Below are 15197 nucleotides of genomic sequence, written 5' to 3'. Positions count from 1 at the left end.
CCTAGCGCCCCAAAAGGCTGTCAACCATTATTTTGAAATACGAACTCATACAAAGCACTATCTCATGGGCATAAAAAAAGAAGAGTAATCTGTTCACTCTTCTTTTTCTTACTTATTTAACTTTACTTCAATTTTTGTAATTAATTCATCTTCTGTTGGAGCTGCAACTGGACGATTATTTACAAATGCGAATGATTTTTTACGACCAGGACCGCAGTAAGACTGACATCCAACTTCAATCGTTGCACATGAATCTACTTTTTTTAACTTCGGAATCAGCGTTTTAACGTTCGTCGCCTGACAATCATCGCACACACGAAATTCGTTTCCCATTATATATAACACTTCCTCTATTTTAAACTTTTCACAAGTACATTTAAAAATAAACACTAAATGGTATTTTACCGCTCTTTGAAGCTTGTTGCAAGTCTCCGGGCGTAGCTCTATTCCTATATAAGGCTACCTATTTTTTATATTTTCTCCTTCAAAAGCTTTCATCATTCATAGCCACATTTCTTCTCTTCATTGAAATCTACCATATTTTTAAAAGCTTTGTATAAAAGCTCATTTTTTTGCCCATTATAAAAATAGGAAGTTCATAAAAAGAAAGGGAGTTGAATCTATGAAAGTAAGACAAGACGCTTGGACAGACGAGGACGATTTATTACTTGCTGAAACAGTGCTTCGCCATGTTCGAGAAGGAAGTACTCAATTAAATGCTTTTGAAGAAGTAGGAGATCAGTTAAATCGCACATCTGCTGCTTGTGGTTTCCGCTGGAATGCTGTTGTTCGCTATAGCTATGAACAAGCTCTTCAACTAGCAAAAAAACACCGTAAAGATAAAATGCGTGCTGCGGGCGGTGAACAGGCAAAAAAACGTTTACTTTATACACCACCAGCTTCAGGGGCGATAACTGATTATGAAGAACACGTACCGTATGAAACAGCTGTTCAATATACAGAAGCTATTCCATATCAAGAGCCGACTGTTCCTGCTTCAAAAAACTCAATAACAATGCAAGATGTTATTTACTTTCTACAAACAGTTGGATCTTCAAATATAAAAGTAACAGCTCTTGAAAACGAGAATACGAGATTGAAACAAGAAATTAAAGCGCAAATACTGCGAAGTGAAGAACTAGAAAATAAACTAGAAAAATTAGAACAACAATCTCATACTGTACAAGAGGATTACGAAACACTTATGAATATTATGAACCGCGCTCGTAAATTAGCAGTAATGGATGATGAGGAACGCCCACAAACATCTTTCAGAATGGATCGAAATGGTAACTTAGAAAAAATTGCAGAATAAAAAGGATGCATGCAATGCATCCTTTTTATTCTTTCACTTCAAAATTCCCCTTTATCCCGCTATTTGCGGGCAGTAAAACTCCCACCTCAAAATTCAGCTGGAGCAAAGAAGTTAGGTGGGAGTCGGGCTGCCCGTAAACGCCCGATTGGTGAAGGCTAATAATCAGTGGGGGATGAACAAAACCCCCACTGATTAAAGTTTCACTTTATATCCGAGAAAACCCTTTTCTTCATTTTTTGCTATAATAGAGGTTGTCATTTTATAAATAAGGGGTTAGTTATATGAGCAATTCTCGTTCGATTTTATCTCAGCCAGAGTGGCGTATTGCGGATCAGTCTAGTTTAGGACCAACATTCCATGCACTTCAGTCATTTGCAATGGATGACACGTTATGCACAAGTATTGGAAATGGTCTATCCGCTGCAACAATGCGCTCTTGGGTTCATCACAATACAATTGTTCTTGGCATTCAAGATTCGCGCCTACCACATTTAGAAGAAGGTATTTCCTTTTTAAAAGAAAACGACTTCAATGTTATCGTTCGTAATTCCGGTGGACTTGCTGTCGTACTTGATGAAGGTGTTTTAAACATATCACTTTTATTCCAAGAAACAGAAAAAGGTATCGACATCGATCTTGGATACGATACGATGTGGCATTTAATTAAGGAAATGTTAAAAGATTACGATGTTACTATCGAGGCAAAAGAAATTGTTGGTTCTTATTGTCCTGGTAGCTATGATTTGAGCATTCGCGATCAAAAATTTGCTGGTATTTCTCAGCGTCGTATTCGCGGAGGCGTTGCTGTACAAATTTACTTATGTGCGACAGGAAGCGGATCTGAGCGTGCCGCACTCGTTCGTGATTTTTACAACGTAGCAATTCAAGGCGAAGAAACACGATTTACGTACCCTGAAATTGTGCCGAGTACGATGGCTTCACTATCTGAATTACTTGGCGAAACAATTACAGTGCAAGATTTAATGATGCGCCTTTTAAAAACGTTGCAACAATTCGCTCCAAAGTTAACACCATCTCAGCTAACAGTAGATGAAGTTCCTTTATACGAGATGAATTTACAACGTATTATTGATCGTAATAATAAAGCACTTGGTTTAGAAAAATAGAAATCAAAAAGACCACCCTCATTTCAGAAGAAATAGGGTGGTCTTTTTTCATATCAATTCGTTATAGAATTAAAGTGCTTGAGCTGCTGTAATTAAAGCTAACTTGTACACTTCTTCTTCGTTACATCCACGAGATAGGTCGTTTACAGGCATATTTAAACCTTGTAAGATTGGTCCTACTGCTTCGAAGTTACCTAAGCGTTGAGCGATTTTGTAGCCGATATTACCAGCTTCTAAGCTTGGGAATACGAATACGTTAGCATCACCTTTAATTGTAGAACCTGGAGCTTTCTTCTCAGCTACAGATGGTACGAACGCAGCATCGAATTGGAATTCTCCATCTAAAGTTAATTCAGGAGCCATTTCTTTTGCAATGCGAGTTGCTTCTACAACTTTTTCTGTTTCTGGAGATTTCGCAGAACCTTTTGTAGAGAAGCTTAACATAGCAACGCGTGGGTCAATACCGAATAGTTCAGCAGTTTTCGCACTTTCGATACCAATTTCAGCTAAATCTTGGCTGTTTGGTGCAATGTTAATTGCGCAATCCGCGAATACATACTTCTCTTCTTCACGTACCATGATGAATACGCCTGAAGTTTTTGTAACGCCTGGTTTTGTTTTAATAATTTGAAGTGCTGGACGAACTGTATCAGCTGTAGAGTGAGCTGCACCACTTACTAAACCTTGTGCTTTGCCCATGTATACAAGCATTGTACCGAAGTAGTTTTCGTCTTTAAGAATTTTACGAGCATCTTCTTCCGTTGCTTTACCTTTACGGCGTTCAACGAAAGATGCTACCATTGCATCCATCTCTTCGTATGTAGCTGGATCGTAAATATCAACGCCTGCTAATGTTAAGTTCATGCTAGCAGCTTTTGCGCTAATTTCTTCTTTATTACCAACTAAAATTGGTTTTACTAGCTCTTCTTTTGCTAAACGCTCTGCAGCGCCTAAAATTCTTTCATCAGTTCCTTCAGGAAGTACGATAGAAATGCCTTTTCCTTGAACTTTTTCTTTTACTGCTGTAAATAAATTGCTCACGAATAAACCCTCCTACAAATGTTAAAAACTCTACCTTTAAGAATACTTCTTTTCAGCTATATTTTAAACTTATAGCTCCCAAAAAATAGATAAAATGAAAATGATTATATTTTCATAAAATTCAGCCGGAAAATAAAGCCTACTTAAGCCTTATTTTCTCCCGTTTTCCAGTAAATATAAATGTGACAGTTTTATGCACCGAAACTTTATGTAGATGTTTTTAATCCTATATATGCTATAGTTAACGTGTAAAATATCATTAACTGAGGTGAATAGAATGAGTGAAGCAACAACAACGTTAGATGGCTGGTATTGTTTACATGATTTACGTTCTATTGATTGGGCAGCATGGAAAACATTATCTAGTGACGAACGCGGACAAGCAGTGTCTGAATTTTTAAATGTCGTTGAAAAATGGAACGAAGTAGCTACTGCAAAAAAAGGCAGTCATGCAATGTATACAGTTGTTGGTCAAAAAGCAGATATTATGCTTATGATTTTACGTCCAACAATGGAAGAGTTAAATGAAATCGAAACAGAATTAAATAAAACAACATTAGCTGAATATTTAGTTCCTGCATATTCTTACGTATCTGTTGTTGAACTAAGCAACTATCTTCCAGCTGATGAAGACCCATACCAAAACCCACAAGTCTTAGCTCGCTTATATCCTGAGTTACCGAAAGCAAATCACATTTGCTTCTATCCAATGGATAAGCGTCGCCAAGGTAATGATAACTGGTATATGCTTCCTATGGATGAACGTAAGAAACTTATGTACAGTCATAGCAAAATCGGTCGCCAATACGCAGGTAAAGTGCGCCAAGTTATTTCAGGATCAGTTGGATTTGACGATTTTGAGTGGGGCGTAACATTATTTGCTGACGATGTCCTTCAATTTAAGAAACTTATATATGAAATGCGCTTCGATGAAGTAAGTGCTCGCTACGGTGAATTTGGAACATTCTTTGTCGGAAACATTTTATCAAGCGAAAAAGTAACAACATTTTTACGCATATAATAAAAAAAGGAACGAAATTCGTTCCTTTTTTTATTATCCTCTACATTTACCTGCAAAAACCTTCTTTTCTCTGCAAATTTGAACAAAAATCGACAAATTCTTTTCAAATTTCTTGTAAGATTGTAACCTTTTCACATCCAAATTTATGCTAAAATGGTACGGGCTATATGCTAATAACGATGCGAAGGTGATAATGTATATGAAGAAAATCTTGTCTATTTTACTAGCGTTTCTATTGTCATTTTCTTCCTTAGGAGTAACAACATCCCATGCGGAAGAAAAAATACATATAGAGGCAGCTGCTGCACTTCTATTTGATGCAGATACAGGAAAAATACTGCATGAACAAAATCCAGATGAATTACTAGCTATCGCTAGTATGTCAAAATTAATTGTTGTTTATGCCGTATTAGAAGCAATTAAAGAAGGAAAAATCACTTGGGATACGAAAGTAAACATTTCTGATTACGCTTATGAAGTTTCACGTAATAATGAATTCTCTAACGTACCGTTCGAAAAGGGACGCCAATATACTGTAAGAGAATTATATCATTCTATCGTTATCTTCTCTGCGAATGGATCTAGTATTGCTTTAGCAGAATTACTTGCAGGAAATGAAAAGAACTTCTTAAATCTTGCAAATGAACATGTAAAAAAACTAGGGTTAAAGAAATATAAATTTGTAAACGCTACTGGGTTAAACAACGCTGATTTAAAAGGAAAACATCCTGAAGGAACTGATCCGAATGGAGAAAACTCCATGTCAGCTCGCGATATGGGTATTCTTTCAAAAACAATTATTACAAAGTATCCAGAAATGCTAGAGGATACAAAACAAAGATTTAGAAACTTCCCAGATAATCATCCAAAACCAATTCGTATGGAAAATTGGAACTGGATGTTACCAGGTGCCGCTTTCTCTTATGAAGGAGCAGATGGTTTAAAAACAGGAAGTTCTGATACCGCTGGTTATGGATTCACTATTACAGCAAAACGCGGTGACTTACGTCTTATTTCTGTTATTATTAAAACGAAATCAATGGACGAACGTTTCACAGAATCTCGCGCATTAATTGAATATGGATTTAATAACTTCGAAAAACAGAAATTAAAAGTAGATAAAAATAACAAAATTTCTGTAGTAAAAGGAAAAGAAGACTACGTAACAGTTGCACCAGAAAAAGAAGTGACAGTAGTTACTGCAAAAGGTAGCAACTCACCTTACAAAATTTCTACTGAAGCAGATAAATCACTTGCTGAAGATGGGCATTTAGTTGCTCCTATTAAGAAAGATACAAAGGCAGGTTCAATCGTCTTAGAATCAACTGATAAATATGGTTTCTTAGACGGAAATAAAAGTATAAAAGTTACTGCAAAAACGACTGAAGAAGTAGAAAAAGCAAATTGGTTCGTATTAACAATGCGTTCAATTGGCGATTTCTTCTCAAACTTATGGTCCAAAATATTTTAATGATAAAAAGCTAGCCCACGCTAGCTTTTTTATTTTCTTCTCTCAATGTAAAACTTCGTTTGGTTGTCATATCCGAGTCCTTTTTCTCATACGTATGAACTAGTAATTGTTCCACACTTCATCTAGACATAAACCTCTTTCCAAAAGGTATTCCAAAAAGAGAGGTGACACATAATGGGTGTTATTGCTTATAACGAAGAAGATGTAAAGTTATTAGCTAGACTGATGCGTGCTGAAGCCGAAGGAGAAGGGCAACAAGGAATGTTAATGGTCGGAAACGTTGGGGTAAATCGTGTCCGCGGAAATTGTTTAGATTTTAAAAAAATACGTAATTTACGTCAAATGGTTTATCAAAATCCTGGTGGTTTTGAGGCAACTCAAAAAGGATATTTTTATCAGCGAGCGAGAGAGCAAGATATCGCATTAGCAAGACGGACCATTCAAGGACAACGTTTTTGGCCCGCCAACTTTTCCTTATGGTTCTTTAGACCTGAAGGCCCTTGTCCACCAACTTGGTATGACCAACAAAATTCTGGTCGCTTTAAAAAGCACTGCTTCTTCCAGCCATCTGGTGAGGATTGTCCAGGCGTATATTAAGGAATGAAAATGAGGAGGGATTTTTGAATGGCACAGCAACAAAACCCGTATTATGGAACAGGTTTTTATCAACCATCCGGAACTTACGTACAACCGCAACAAATGACCCCACAACAACAGCAGCAACAACAACAACAGCAAGCAATGCAACAACAAGTCGCACAAGCTCAACTTGCGGTTTCTCAAGGGATGTTGCCACTAGAGCAATCTTATATTGAAAATATCCTTCGTTTAAACAAGGGTAAGCCAGCTACAGTTGTAATGACTTATGAACGTGGTAGTTCGCTCGGTACACAATCTTATACAGGGATTATCGAGGCAGCTGGCCGTGATCATATCGTTATTAGCGAACCAAAATCTGGAAAACGATTTTTACTATTAATGATTTACTTAGATTATGTAGAATTCCCAGGAGAAATTACGTATTTACCTAGTCAACAAGCAACTTATGCTCCAAGACCATAAAAAAAAGCTGGCAAATGCCAGCTTTTGTTTTTTATAACCCTTTTACAACTGCAGTTCCGACTAAAATCCACGCCACAATAAACGCCACACCACCAAGAGGTGTAATTGGGCCAAAGAATTTAATACCTGTCGTACTTAATGCATAAAGACTACCTGAGAACATAATAATCCCAGCTACCATAAGCCAACCTGCAGCGCTTAAAAGTGATGATTGCATTTTGTCCATTAATAGAGCAACTACAAATAAGCCACCTGCATGAAACATTTGATATGTAACGCCCGTCTTCCATACTTCTAACATTTTTGCAGAAATTTTATTTTCTAAACCATGTGCTCCAAAAGCCCCTAATGCAACAGATAATCCTGCTGCAATACAACCTAGTAAAAAGAAAATTTTCATCTTAATTCCCCTTTTTATTTTTATCATAAGCAATTTTCACATATAATCCAAACGATTTAATCCTTAAAAATCAAATAAAGAATTACCATTTGCACCTTCTTCTTTTATATACACAGGTTCTCCAGAAACTGGCATAACCGGTTGAGCTGTTGTTATGGGCTGAGATCCGATTATTTGTGATTGAACTTGTGGTTCTCTATACGTAGAAGGCTCAACTTGTTCATCTAATAATAAATCACATAATGCACGCACAACTAATAAATGCTCTTTTGATTTTTGTCCTTCACTACTTTTTGCCTTTGCAATTTCACTCGCCATTTTATTTAAAACCTTATCGCTAGATACTTGCATTCCTTGTCACCTCTTACTTTGTAGTTCTTTCTCAAATTGCCCCAGTTTCTCTACTGAACCAAATACTATTATCATATCATGTTCTTGCAGTTTTTCCTGCCCCGTTGGATTATGGATAATATCCCCATCTCTTAAAATCGCCAAAATCGTTACATCAAATTGATTTCTCACATTACTCTCTAGTAACGATTTACTGGCTAAGATAGAATCTTTACCAACTTGAATTTCTTCGATTACAAATGATTGCTCTATTCCATACAATACTGTATCAATATAATGAACTGTTAACGGATTCGCAATACCTTTTGCGATATGAATTCCTGCCATACTAGATGGATTAATAACCTTATTTGCACCAGCGCGCCGTAATTTTTCTTCTGTTTCTAGCTTTTCAGCTCTTGCTACAATTTTAATTGCCTCATTAAGCCCTCTTGCCGTTAATGTAATAAATACATTTTCAGCATCGTTTGCTACGATAGCCACTAGACCCGCTGCCTTCGAAATTCCGGCATTATGTAACACTTGATCTTCAGTTGCATCTCCATGTACATATAGAAGCTTTTCCTGTTCGAATATACTTTCATCTTTATCCACAACTACAAATGGAATTTTCTTTTCCTGTAATTCATGTACAACTTGAAGCCCTACTCTTCCGCAACCGCATACTATAATATGATTTTGTAACTGTGCTATTTGTTTATCCATCTTCTTCCTCCGCACTGCATGAAATAAATTCCCCTCAATGATCATAGCTGCTACTACCCCCATTGCATACGTAACGATACCGACGCCAACAGGTATAATAAGGAGCGCAAAAAATTTCCCTGCCTGTGTTACAGGCACTACATCACCATATCCAACCGTTAATACAGTAATCATCGTCATCCAAAATGCTTGAAACAAGCTAATCTCTTCAATTGTCATAAATCCTAGCGTTCCTAGAATTACAACAAAGGTCATACATATAACTGCTATCCATAATTGCTTACGTGCATTCATATTATATTTCAACTCTTTTCTCTATCTACAATCTTTGCCAAAGGAAATGAAATACCTATATACTAGAAACGGAATCTATGAAAGAGGTTGATATAATGAAGCTATTTCTTTCTGCCTTACAATGGGCACTATTTATTTTAGCTGGAAGTCTTATTGTACCAATTAGTGTCGCAACTAGTTACGGCCTCGACGGAGCTGAAGCTATCGCGTTTGTACAAAGAACATTATTTGTTCTCGGTTTTGCCGGCCTACTGCAAGCTATATTTGGGCATAAACTTCCTATTCAAGAAGGTCCCGCAGGCCTTTGGTGGGGAATTTTCTCCCTGTATGCAAGTTTAGGCGTCGTATTATTTGGATCAAGCAATGAAACACTTAAGGTCCTTCAGTACGCTTTCCTACTAAGCGGAATTATTTGTATTATTCTTAGTGTTTTTGGACTTATCGATAAACTAGTTCGCTACTTTACACCTACAGTGATTGGAACGTATTTATTCCTTCTTGTCGCACAACTTAGTGGCTCCTTCTTAAAAGGCATGTTTGGCCTTGATGGACAACATACAGAAGTACAGCCAAAGGTATTTATTCTTTCACTCATTGTTATTTTACTATCTTTTTTCATTATGAAGCTACCTATTATTGGACAATATTCCGTTCTTTTCAGTATCGTCTGCGGCTGGATATTATTCGCGTGCTTCGGATTATCTAATCCAGTAACACCTGTGACAGATATAATTCGTCTTCCATCTCTATTTGTTTTCGGAATGCCTCGCATTGAATGGAATATGGCAATTACGGTAGTTTTCGTCACACTATTACTTCTAACAAATATGTTAGCAAGCATTCGCGTTGTACAAAAGGTTGTTTCTAAGTATGAAGAAGATGCCGCTCCAGATCGCTTCAAACAAGCTGGCATTATAACAGGAATAAATCAATTGCTAGGCGGTCTATTTTCAGCCATTGGTCCTGTGGCCATTTCTGGATCGGCAGGATTTATCGCAACAACAAACATTTATAAGCGCCTTCCATTTATGTTAGGGTCAAGCTTTATCATTCTTGTTAGTATATTCCCAAATATTACTTCATTCTTTGCAGCAATTCCCGTTGCAGTTGGGTATGCTGCGATTTATCCTGTATTTGCAAGCATGATTGGTCTCGCTTTCCGCGAATATGACACTGTACAAAATAAAGAACAATTATTTAAAGTAGCAGGTCTTTCAATCTTTACAGGAATCGGCGTTATGTTCGTTCCAGCAGGAGCGTTTTCTACGCTGCCACCATTTTTAGCATCATTTTTAAGTAACGGTCTCGTTCTTGGATCTGTAATGACTATCTTGCTGGAAATACTATTTTCTCGTTCGCACGAAAAACAACTATCGTAAATTGGAAAACTTCCATTATTGCACTCTACCTTTAGAGTTGTTACGATAATGATAAATTATCATGGGCAACACGCTCATGATAATTTATACTAACAATGCAGAACTTCTCCTAATTTCATGTAAAGAGGTTCGATGTCTTACTATATATTCCCCACTATCTTCATAAAAATTTATTTCTATTTCAACAAAGAAAGGAATTTTCTATATGACTTATAAAATGATTGTTTTAGATTTAGATGATACTTTATTACGCGATGACCATACAATTTCACCTCGTACGAAAGAGGCTTTAATGACAGCACAAGAGCAAGGGGTTAAAGTTGTACTTGCTTCTGGGCGCCCAACGTTTGGTATGCGCAATGTTGCAAAAGAACTTCGTTTAGAAGAATACGGTAGCTTCATTCTATCTTTTAACGGTGCAAAAATTATTAACTGTAAAACAAATGAAGAAATCTTCAGTAGCACGCTATCTCCTGAAATCGTTCACAACCTATTTGAAATTAGTAAAACTGAAGATATATGGATTCATACTTATATTGGCGATGATATCGTAACAGAAGAAAATAATCCTTATACTGAAATTGAGGGCGAAATTACTGGTATGCCAATTATTAAAGTAGATGATTTTAAAGCTGCTGTTAAAGAGCCTGTAGTAAAAGTATTAATGAATAAAGAAGCTGAACGCCTTGTTGAAGTAGAAAAGAAACTACAAAAACAACTAGAAGGTCAATTAAGCGTTATGCGTTCAAAACCATTCTTCTTAGAATTTACCGAGCATGGTGTTACGAAAGGAACGAGCCTAAACCAACTCATCCAAACACTTGGTATTAAGCGCGAAGAAGTAATCGCAATGGGTGATAGCTATAACGACCAAGCTATGATTGAATTCGCTGGTCTTGGCGTTGCAATGGGCAATGCACCAGATGATATTAAAGAAATTGCAAACTATGTAACAGATACAAATATGAACGATGGTGTTGCTAAAGTTGTAGAGAAATTTGTACTAAAAAGCGAAGCGCTTGTTTAATATTTTCATTCATAAAACCTATTTGAAGTCAAATACTTCAAATAGGTTTTTGTTTAAATTACCGTGCTTTTGTGACTATATTTTGAACTTTGCACTATTCTCGTAGTGTAAAGTTTCTTTTTGTATATAATGAAACAAAATAGACTATTTCATTTTGAAAAAGAATACAAATTTACTATATACAAGCATACGTTAAAGGAGGCTATTTCATGTTATCTACACCAATCGGACGATTAAGAGCAATTGGACTAGTTGAGGGGATTTCTTTCCTATTACTATTATTTGTAGCAATGCCGTTAAAATATTTCGCAGGGTTTGCGACAGCTGTTAAAATTACAGGCATGGCTCATGGCGTTTTATTCATACTATTCATCTTTGCGGTAATTCAAGTAACAATCGTACACCGTAAATCAATTTTATGGGCACTTGGCGCACTTGCTGCATCAGTTATCCCATTTGGTACTTTTGTACTAGATGCAAAACTAAAAAATGAACAGTAATAGTAAAAAGGTAGTTAACAATTGTTAGCTACCTTTTTTGCGTTTATATATTTGGAATTTCCCAATCAATTTCTCTTTCACCCATATTATCTAAAATCGTATTTACTTTAGAATACGGTTTACTGCCAAAGAAACCACGTCTTGCTGATAATGGACTTGGATGCACGGATTCAATAATATGATGATTCTTATTCGTAATTAACTTTTTCTTCGCCTGTGCGTGACGTCCCCACAATATGAAAACAACCGGCTTTTCACGTTCATTTAATAGCTCAATCGCGCGATCTGTGAAATGCTCCCATCCTTTTCCTTTATGAGAATTTGCTTCACCTTGACGAACTGTTAATACAGTATTTAATAATAATACTCCTTGCTCTGCCCACTTTACTAAATAACCGTTATTCGGAATTTCATAACCGTATTCATCTCGCATTTCTTTATACATATTTAACAAAGATGGCGGCGTTTTAATACCAGGTTGTACCGAAAAACTTAAACCATGCGCTTGATTCGGTCCATGATACGGATCTTGCCCTAAAATAACGACCTTTGTATTTTCATAACTTGTATACTGAAGAGCGTTAAAAATATCTTCTTTCTTTGGATAAATCACATGCTCCTCATACTCTTCTTTTAAAAAGTTAGCTAAAGCTTGATAGTATTCTTTCTCAAATTCTGGTCCCAGTAATGGTTCCCAATCATTCTGCAAAATGTTTTCCATGCCTTCACTTCCTATCCAATTAATTCACCATATCCTGCCTTGTAAATACTACAAATGAAATGATAAGAGATACTACTGCCCAAACCGTTAAATTCATTAAAGAAAATCCCATTGATAATCCTTGTAATGCAGGCAGTTTTCCTGATAAATAATCCGTTAGCGATAAGTTGACACTAAAAATGTATTTCGCACCTTCCCAAGACGTTGCGAATGAACTTAAAATGCCGCCTGCAATTAACGCAGCTAACATAACGCCCATACCAGCTGGTGTATTACGAATTAAAACGGAAACCATAAATGATATAGTTCCAACCACAATGGCAACAAACCAAGCTAGTCCGTACGCCATTAATATGTATTGCCACTGCGGAATAAGATGTACAAAGTTCGTATTCAATGTTTCCTTATCAATAACAAATCCAGTTAAAACAGGTAAATTCCATCCAGAGTATCCAAATACAAGCCCTGATAATGCGTAAGCAAACAAACCGACAAGAAGCAATATGAGCGAAATGAAAAATAGCATCGTCACATATTTACTAAGGAGTATTTTCCAGCGCCGAATCGGCCTCGTCAGAAGCATTTTCATCGTACCATCGCTTCGTTCTCCTGAAACGATATCAATGGCGACAATCATAACGAGCAATGGAATAAATAACGTTATTCCTTGTTCAATAAACGCCCTCACAAATGTTGGTGCCCCTGGCGCAGTCGGATTAATATTATGATCTAAATAATATTGTTGCTGTTCCACCCTTACTTTTAGCCAATCTCGCCATTCTTCTGGCAATCTAGAATTGTTCAAACGGTTTTGTGAATCAACAATTTGTTGCTGTAATGATACTTTCCAATCGGTCGTACCGAGCCTTTTTTGCGTCGTTTCTATTTCGCGATACTGAGCATACACAAAAAGCGGAATCAAGATTGCTAAAATAAGAATGACAACAACAATCCGTTTCTTACGATAAATCTTTTCTGATTCATTTAAAACTAGATTCGCAAATTCACGCATGTTGCTCACCCCTTGTAAGTTCAATAAATAAATCTTCTAGCGTAAATACAAGCTCTTTGACGCTATGTACATCTATCCCGTTTTCTACAAAGTGCTTATTCCAAACATTAATAGACGCAACATCCATACGACATAGTAAACGCTCATCTTCTATACTAACTTCCTCTACCTCTTCAGCAGCGTCTAACATGTCTTTCGCTTTGGAAATCGGTGTAACGACCCATTCTACACGATCACTCGCTGTTTTGATCAACTCTTCAATAGGTGCAACTGTTATCATTTTTCCTTTATGAATAATAGCAACACGGTCGCATATCATTTGTACTTCGCTTAATAAGTGACTCGAAATAAATACACTCATATTTTCTTCTTTTACAAGCTTATGTATAAATTCTCGCAGTTCCCTAATCCCAGCTGGATCTAAACCATTCGTCGGTTCATCTAATATGAGCAATTTGGGGTTTCCAAGAAGCGCCTGTGCAATTCCGAGGCGCTGCTTCATACCAAGGGAATATGTTTTTACCTTATCGTGAATACGCTCATCTAAATGAACCATTTTTGCAATTTCAATAATACGTTCATCTGATATATCACCAAGCATGCGCGCAAATTGCTTTAAGTTTTCCCATCCCGTTAAATATGTATAAAGCTCTGGGTTTTCAACGATACTTCCAATTTGACGCATCGCTTCTCTGAAATTTTCCTTAATAGAATAACCACCAATAGAAATAGTACCTTCTGTCGCTTTAATCAGTCCGACTAACATTCGAATTGTTGTCGTTTTCCCGGCTCCGTTCGGCCCTAAAAAGCCAAACACTTCTCCTTGTTTTACATCAAATGAAATGTCTTCTACAAGTGTCTTCTTTCCAATTACCTTCTTCACGTCTCGCACGGAAAGTATCATCGTCATTTTATCCCTCCTTGTTCTAGTTTTAGTTTACTTACGACGTTTTGGACTAATCGCTCTGCCATATATGTGTAGCCTACTTCATTCGGATGAAAATGATCAGAGTATAATAAATCTTTACCGCGGTTTTGGAATAAATCAAATGTCGGTGTAATATATACACTTTTATTATTTAATGCTAACTTCTCTAAAGATGCATTCCAGTCTACAACAATGTTTGAAGACCCTTTTAAATCTTCTACATCTTCAAAAGGATTGTATAAACCTAGCCAAAAAATAGGGCTATCTGTATTTAATTTACGAATTTCTTCTATAATTTTCTTTGCTTCATTTTGAAACGTTTCCGTATCAGGACGATATGTCTCTAAATCTATCTTTCCGAGCGATTCCCATCCTGGGAACAAATCATTTCCTCCAATTGTTAAAACAATTACATCTGCTTGCTTAATTGAATATTGAGCTCCGCTGCTCTCAATTTGTTTTAATAAATCGGGCATTTTCGCACCACTAACTGCCAAATTGGTTAGTGCAACTTTTTGTTTATAATCTTTTTGTAAATCCTCTTTCATTCGTCCAATATAGCCAATTCCTTCTTTATCACCAACGCCGCGCGTTAATGAATCACCTAAACTAACTATTTGTAACGTTCCCGTTTTCTTTTTCTCTTTTGCCACTACGTCAGTCTTCGTAATTAATTTTGAAGCTTTCGGATTTAATACATCATTCACACCCGAAACAAAACCGTATGCAAATAAACAGAAAGACGCAATTGTAATGAGTAGAATTACTTTTACTAATTTTGATCTCATATCAAAACCCCTTTAGCTCCTATAGATTGTCCATAATTATACCAAACGAATTTTC

Annotated in this window: 18 protein-coding genes; 9 read left to right on the top strand and 9 right to left on the bottom strand. The window is 36.5% G+C overall.

Features of this window, described 5'->3' with window-relative positions:
• Positions 1 to 108: 108 nt before the first annotated feature.
• A complete protein-coding gene (locus CQZ94_RS20050; RefSeq protein ID WP_000526076.1) occupies positions 109 to 333 on the bottom strand; it encodes a YuzB family protein in 225 nt (74 codons plus the stop codon).
• A 289-nt stretch (positions 334 to 622) separates the two neighbouring features.
• On the opposite strand from CQZ94_RS20050, the gene CQZ94_RS20045 reads away from it, so the two are divergent.
• Together CQZ94_RS20045 and lipL are read left to right on the top strand one after the other, a co-directional pair.
• Positions 623 to 1315 (top strand): RsfA family transcriptional regulator, encoded by a 693-nt coding sequence (locus tag CQZ94_RS20045; protein ID WP_105586778.1) that lies wholly within the window; start codon positions 623 to 625, stop codon positions 1313 to 1315.
• A gap of 281 nt (positions 1316 to 1596) precedes the next feature.
• Positions 1597 to 2442, top strand: a complete 846-nt coding sequence (lipL, locus tag CQZ94_RS20040) for an octanoyl-[GcvH]:protein N-octanoyltransferase (RefSeq protein ID WP_105586777.1) — start codon at positions 1597 to 1599, stop codon at positions 2440 to 2442.
• Positions 2443 to 2511: 69 nt separating this feature from the next.
• On the opposite strand, the gene pta is transcribed toward lipL, so the two are convergent.
• The gene (pta, locus tag CQZ94_RS20035) at positions 2512 to 3483 is read right to left on the bottom strand and encodes a phosphate acetyltransferase (RefSeq protein ID WP_002016367.1); all 972 of its coding nucleotides are present in this window, start codon (positions 3481 to 3483) and stop codon (positions 2512 to 2514) included.
• Between the two features lie 277 nt (positions 3484 to 3760).
• Here pta and hemQ point away from each other — a divergent pair, with 277 nt between their 5' ends.
• The 4 genes from hemQ to gerQ all read left to right on the top strand — a co-directional run bounded on the left by hemQ (position 3761) and on the right by gerQ (position 7037).
• A complete protein-coding gene (gene hemQ / locus CQZ94_RS20030) occupies positions 3761 to 4504 on the top strand; it encodes a hydrogen peroxide-dependent heme synthase (RefSeq protein WP_105586776.1) in 744 nt (247 codons plus the stop codon).
• A gap of 193 nt (positions 4505 to 4697) precedes the next feature.
• On the top strand, positions 4698 to 5975 hold the full coding sequence (locus tag CQZ94_RS20025) for a serine hydrolase (protein ID WP_142395879.1): 1278 nt from the start codon (positions 4698 to 4700) through the stop codon (positions 5973 to 5975).
• Positions 5976 to 6149: 174 nt separating this feature from the next.
• Positions 6150 to 6572 (top strand): cell wall hydrolase CwlJ, encoded by a 423-nt coding sequence (gene cwlJ / locus CQZ94_RS20020; RefSeq protein ID WP_000538162.1) that lies wholly within the window; start codon positions 6150 to 6152, stop codon positions 6570 to 6572.
• 27 nt (positions 6573 to 6599) lie between these two features.
• A complete protein-coding gene (gene gerQ / locus CQZ94_RS20015; protein ID WP_105586774.1) occupies positions 6600 to 7037 on the top strand; it encodes a spore coat protein GerQ in 438 nt (145 codons plus the stop codon).
• Positions 7038 to 7068: 31 nt separating this feature from the next.
• Here gerQ and CQZ94_RS20010 read toward each other — a convergent pair whose 3' ends face one another.
• The 3 genes from CQZ94_RS20010 to CQZ94_RS20000 form a co-directional block, all read right to left on the bottom strand.
• Positions 7069 to 7437, bottom strand: coding sequence for a DUF423 domain-containing protein (locus tag CQZ94_RS20010; protein ID WP_000688314.1), 369 nt, complete (start codon positions 7435 to 7437; stop codon positions 7069 to 7071).
• Between the two features lie 63 nt (positions 7438 to 7500).
• Positions 7501 to 7788 (bottom strand): YwdI family protein, encoded by a 288-nt coding sequence (locus CQZ94_RS20005; protein WP_105586773.1) that lies wholly within the window; start codon positions 7786 to 7788, stop codon positions 7501 to 7503.
• A 6-nt stretch (positions 7789 to 7794) separates the two neighbouring features.
• Positions 7795 to 8787: a potassium channel family protein gene (locus CQZ94_RS20000; protein WP_142395878.1), complete on the bottom strand. Its 993-nt coding sequence runs from the start codon at positions 8785 to 8787 to the stop codon at positions 7795 to 7797.
• A gap of 95 nt (positions 8788 to 8882) precedes the next feature.
• Between CQZ94_RS20000 and CQZ94_RS19995 the strand changes: the two genes are divergently transcribed.
• The 3 genes from CQZ94_RS19995 to CQZ94_RS19985 all read left to right on the top strand — a co-directional run bounded on the left by CQZ94_RS19995 (position 8883) and on the right by CQZ94_RS19985 (position 11693).
• Positions 8883 to 10166 carry a purine/pyrimidine permease gene (locus CQZ94_RS19995; RefSeq protein WP_142395877.1) on the top strand — a complete coding sequence of 428 codons (1284 nt, stop codon included), beginning with the start codon at positions 8883 to 8885 and terminating at the stop codon, positions 10164 to 10166.
• A gap of 205 nt (positions 10167 to 10371) precedes the next feature.
• On the top strand, positions 10372 to 11193 hold the full coding sequence (locus tag CQZ94_RS19990) for a Cof-type HAD-IIB family hydrolase (protein ID WP_105586770.1): 822 nt from the start codon (positions 10372 to 10374) through the stop codon (positions 11191 to 11193).
• A 209-nt stretch (positions 11194 to 11402) separates the two neighbouring features.
• Positions 11403 to 11693: a DUF3817 domain-containing protein gene (locus tag CQZ94_RS19985; RefSeq protein WP_071770537.1), complete on the top strand. Its 291-nt coding sequence runs from the start codon at positions 11403 to 11405 to the stop codon at positions 11691 to 11693.
• A 43-nt stretch (positions 11694 to 11736) separates the two neighbouring features.
• Here the strand turns inward: CQZ94_RS19985 and CQZ94_RS19980 are convergent, their stop codons facing one another.
• From CQZ94_RS19980 to CQZ94_RS19965, 4 genes are read right to left on the bottom strand one after another with little or no spacing between them, the layout of a single operon-like run.
• Positions 11737 to 12414 carry a uracil-DNA glycosylase gene (locus CQZ94_RS19980; protein WP_105586769.1) on the bottom strand — a complete coding sequence of 226 codons (678 nt, stop codon included), beginning with the start codon at positions 12412 to 12414 and terminating at the stop codon, positions 11737 to 11739.
• 19 nt (positions 12415 to 12433) lie between these two features.
• Complete coding sequence (locus CQZ94_RS19975) at positions 12434 to 13426, bottom strand: ABC transporter permease (RefSeq protein ID WP_105586768.1); 993 nt, start codon at positions 13424 to 13426, stop codon at positions 12434 to 12436.
• Positions 13419 to 14336 (bottom strand): ABC transporter ATP-binding protein, encoded by a 918-nt coding sequence (locus tag CQZ94_RS19970; protein ID WP_105586767.1) that lies wholly within the window; start codon positions 14334 to 14336, stop codon positions 13419 to 13421. The genes CQZ94_RS19975 and CQZ94_RS19970 overlap by 8 nt, the downstream gene beginning before the upstream one ends.
• Positions 14333 to 15142 (bottom strand): SGNH/GDSL hydrolase family protein, encoded by an 810-nt coding sequence (locus CQZ94_RS19965; RefSeq protein WP_105586766.1) that lies wholly within the window; start codon positions 15140 to 15142, stop codon positions 14333 to 14335. Before CQZ94_RS19965 ends, CQZ94_RS19970 begins: the two co-directional genes overlap by 4 nt.
• Positions 15143 to 15197: the final 55 nt, after the last annotated feature.

This window comes from Bacillus sp. MYb209, from assembly GCF_002975175.1.
Lineage (GTDB): Bacteria > Bacillota > Bacilli > Bacillales > Bacillaceae_G > Bacillus_A.
Note: the sequence above shows the minus strand (reverse complement) of the source record. Positions and strands in the feature narration are given on the sequence as shown.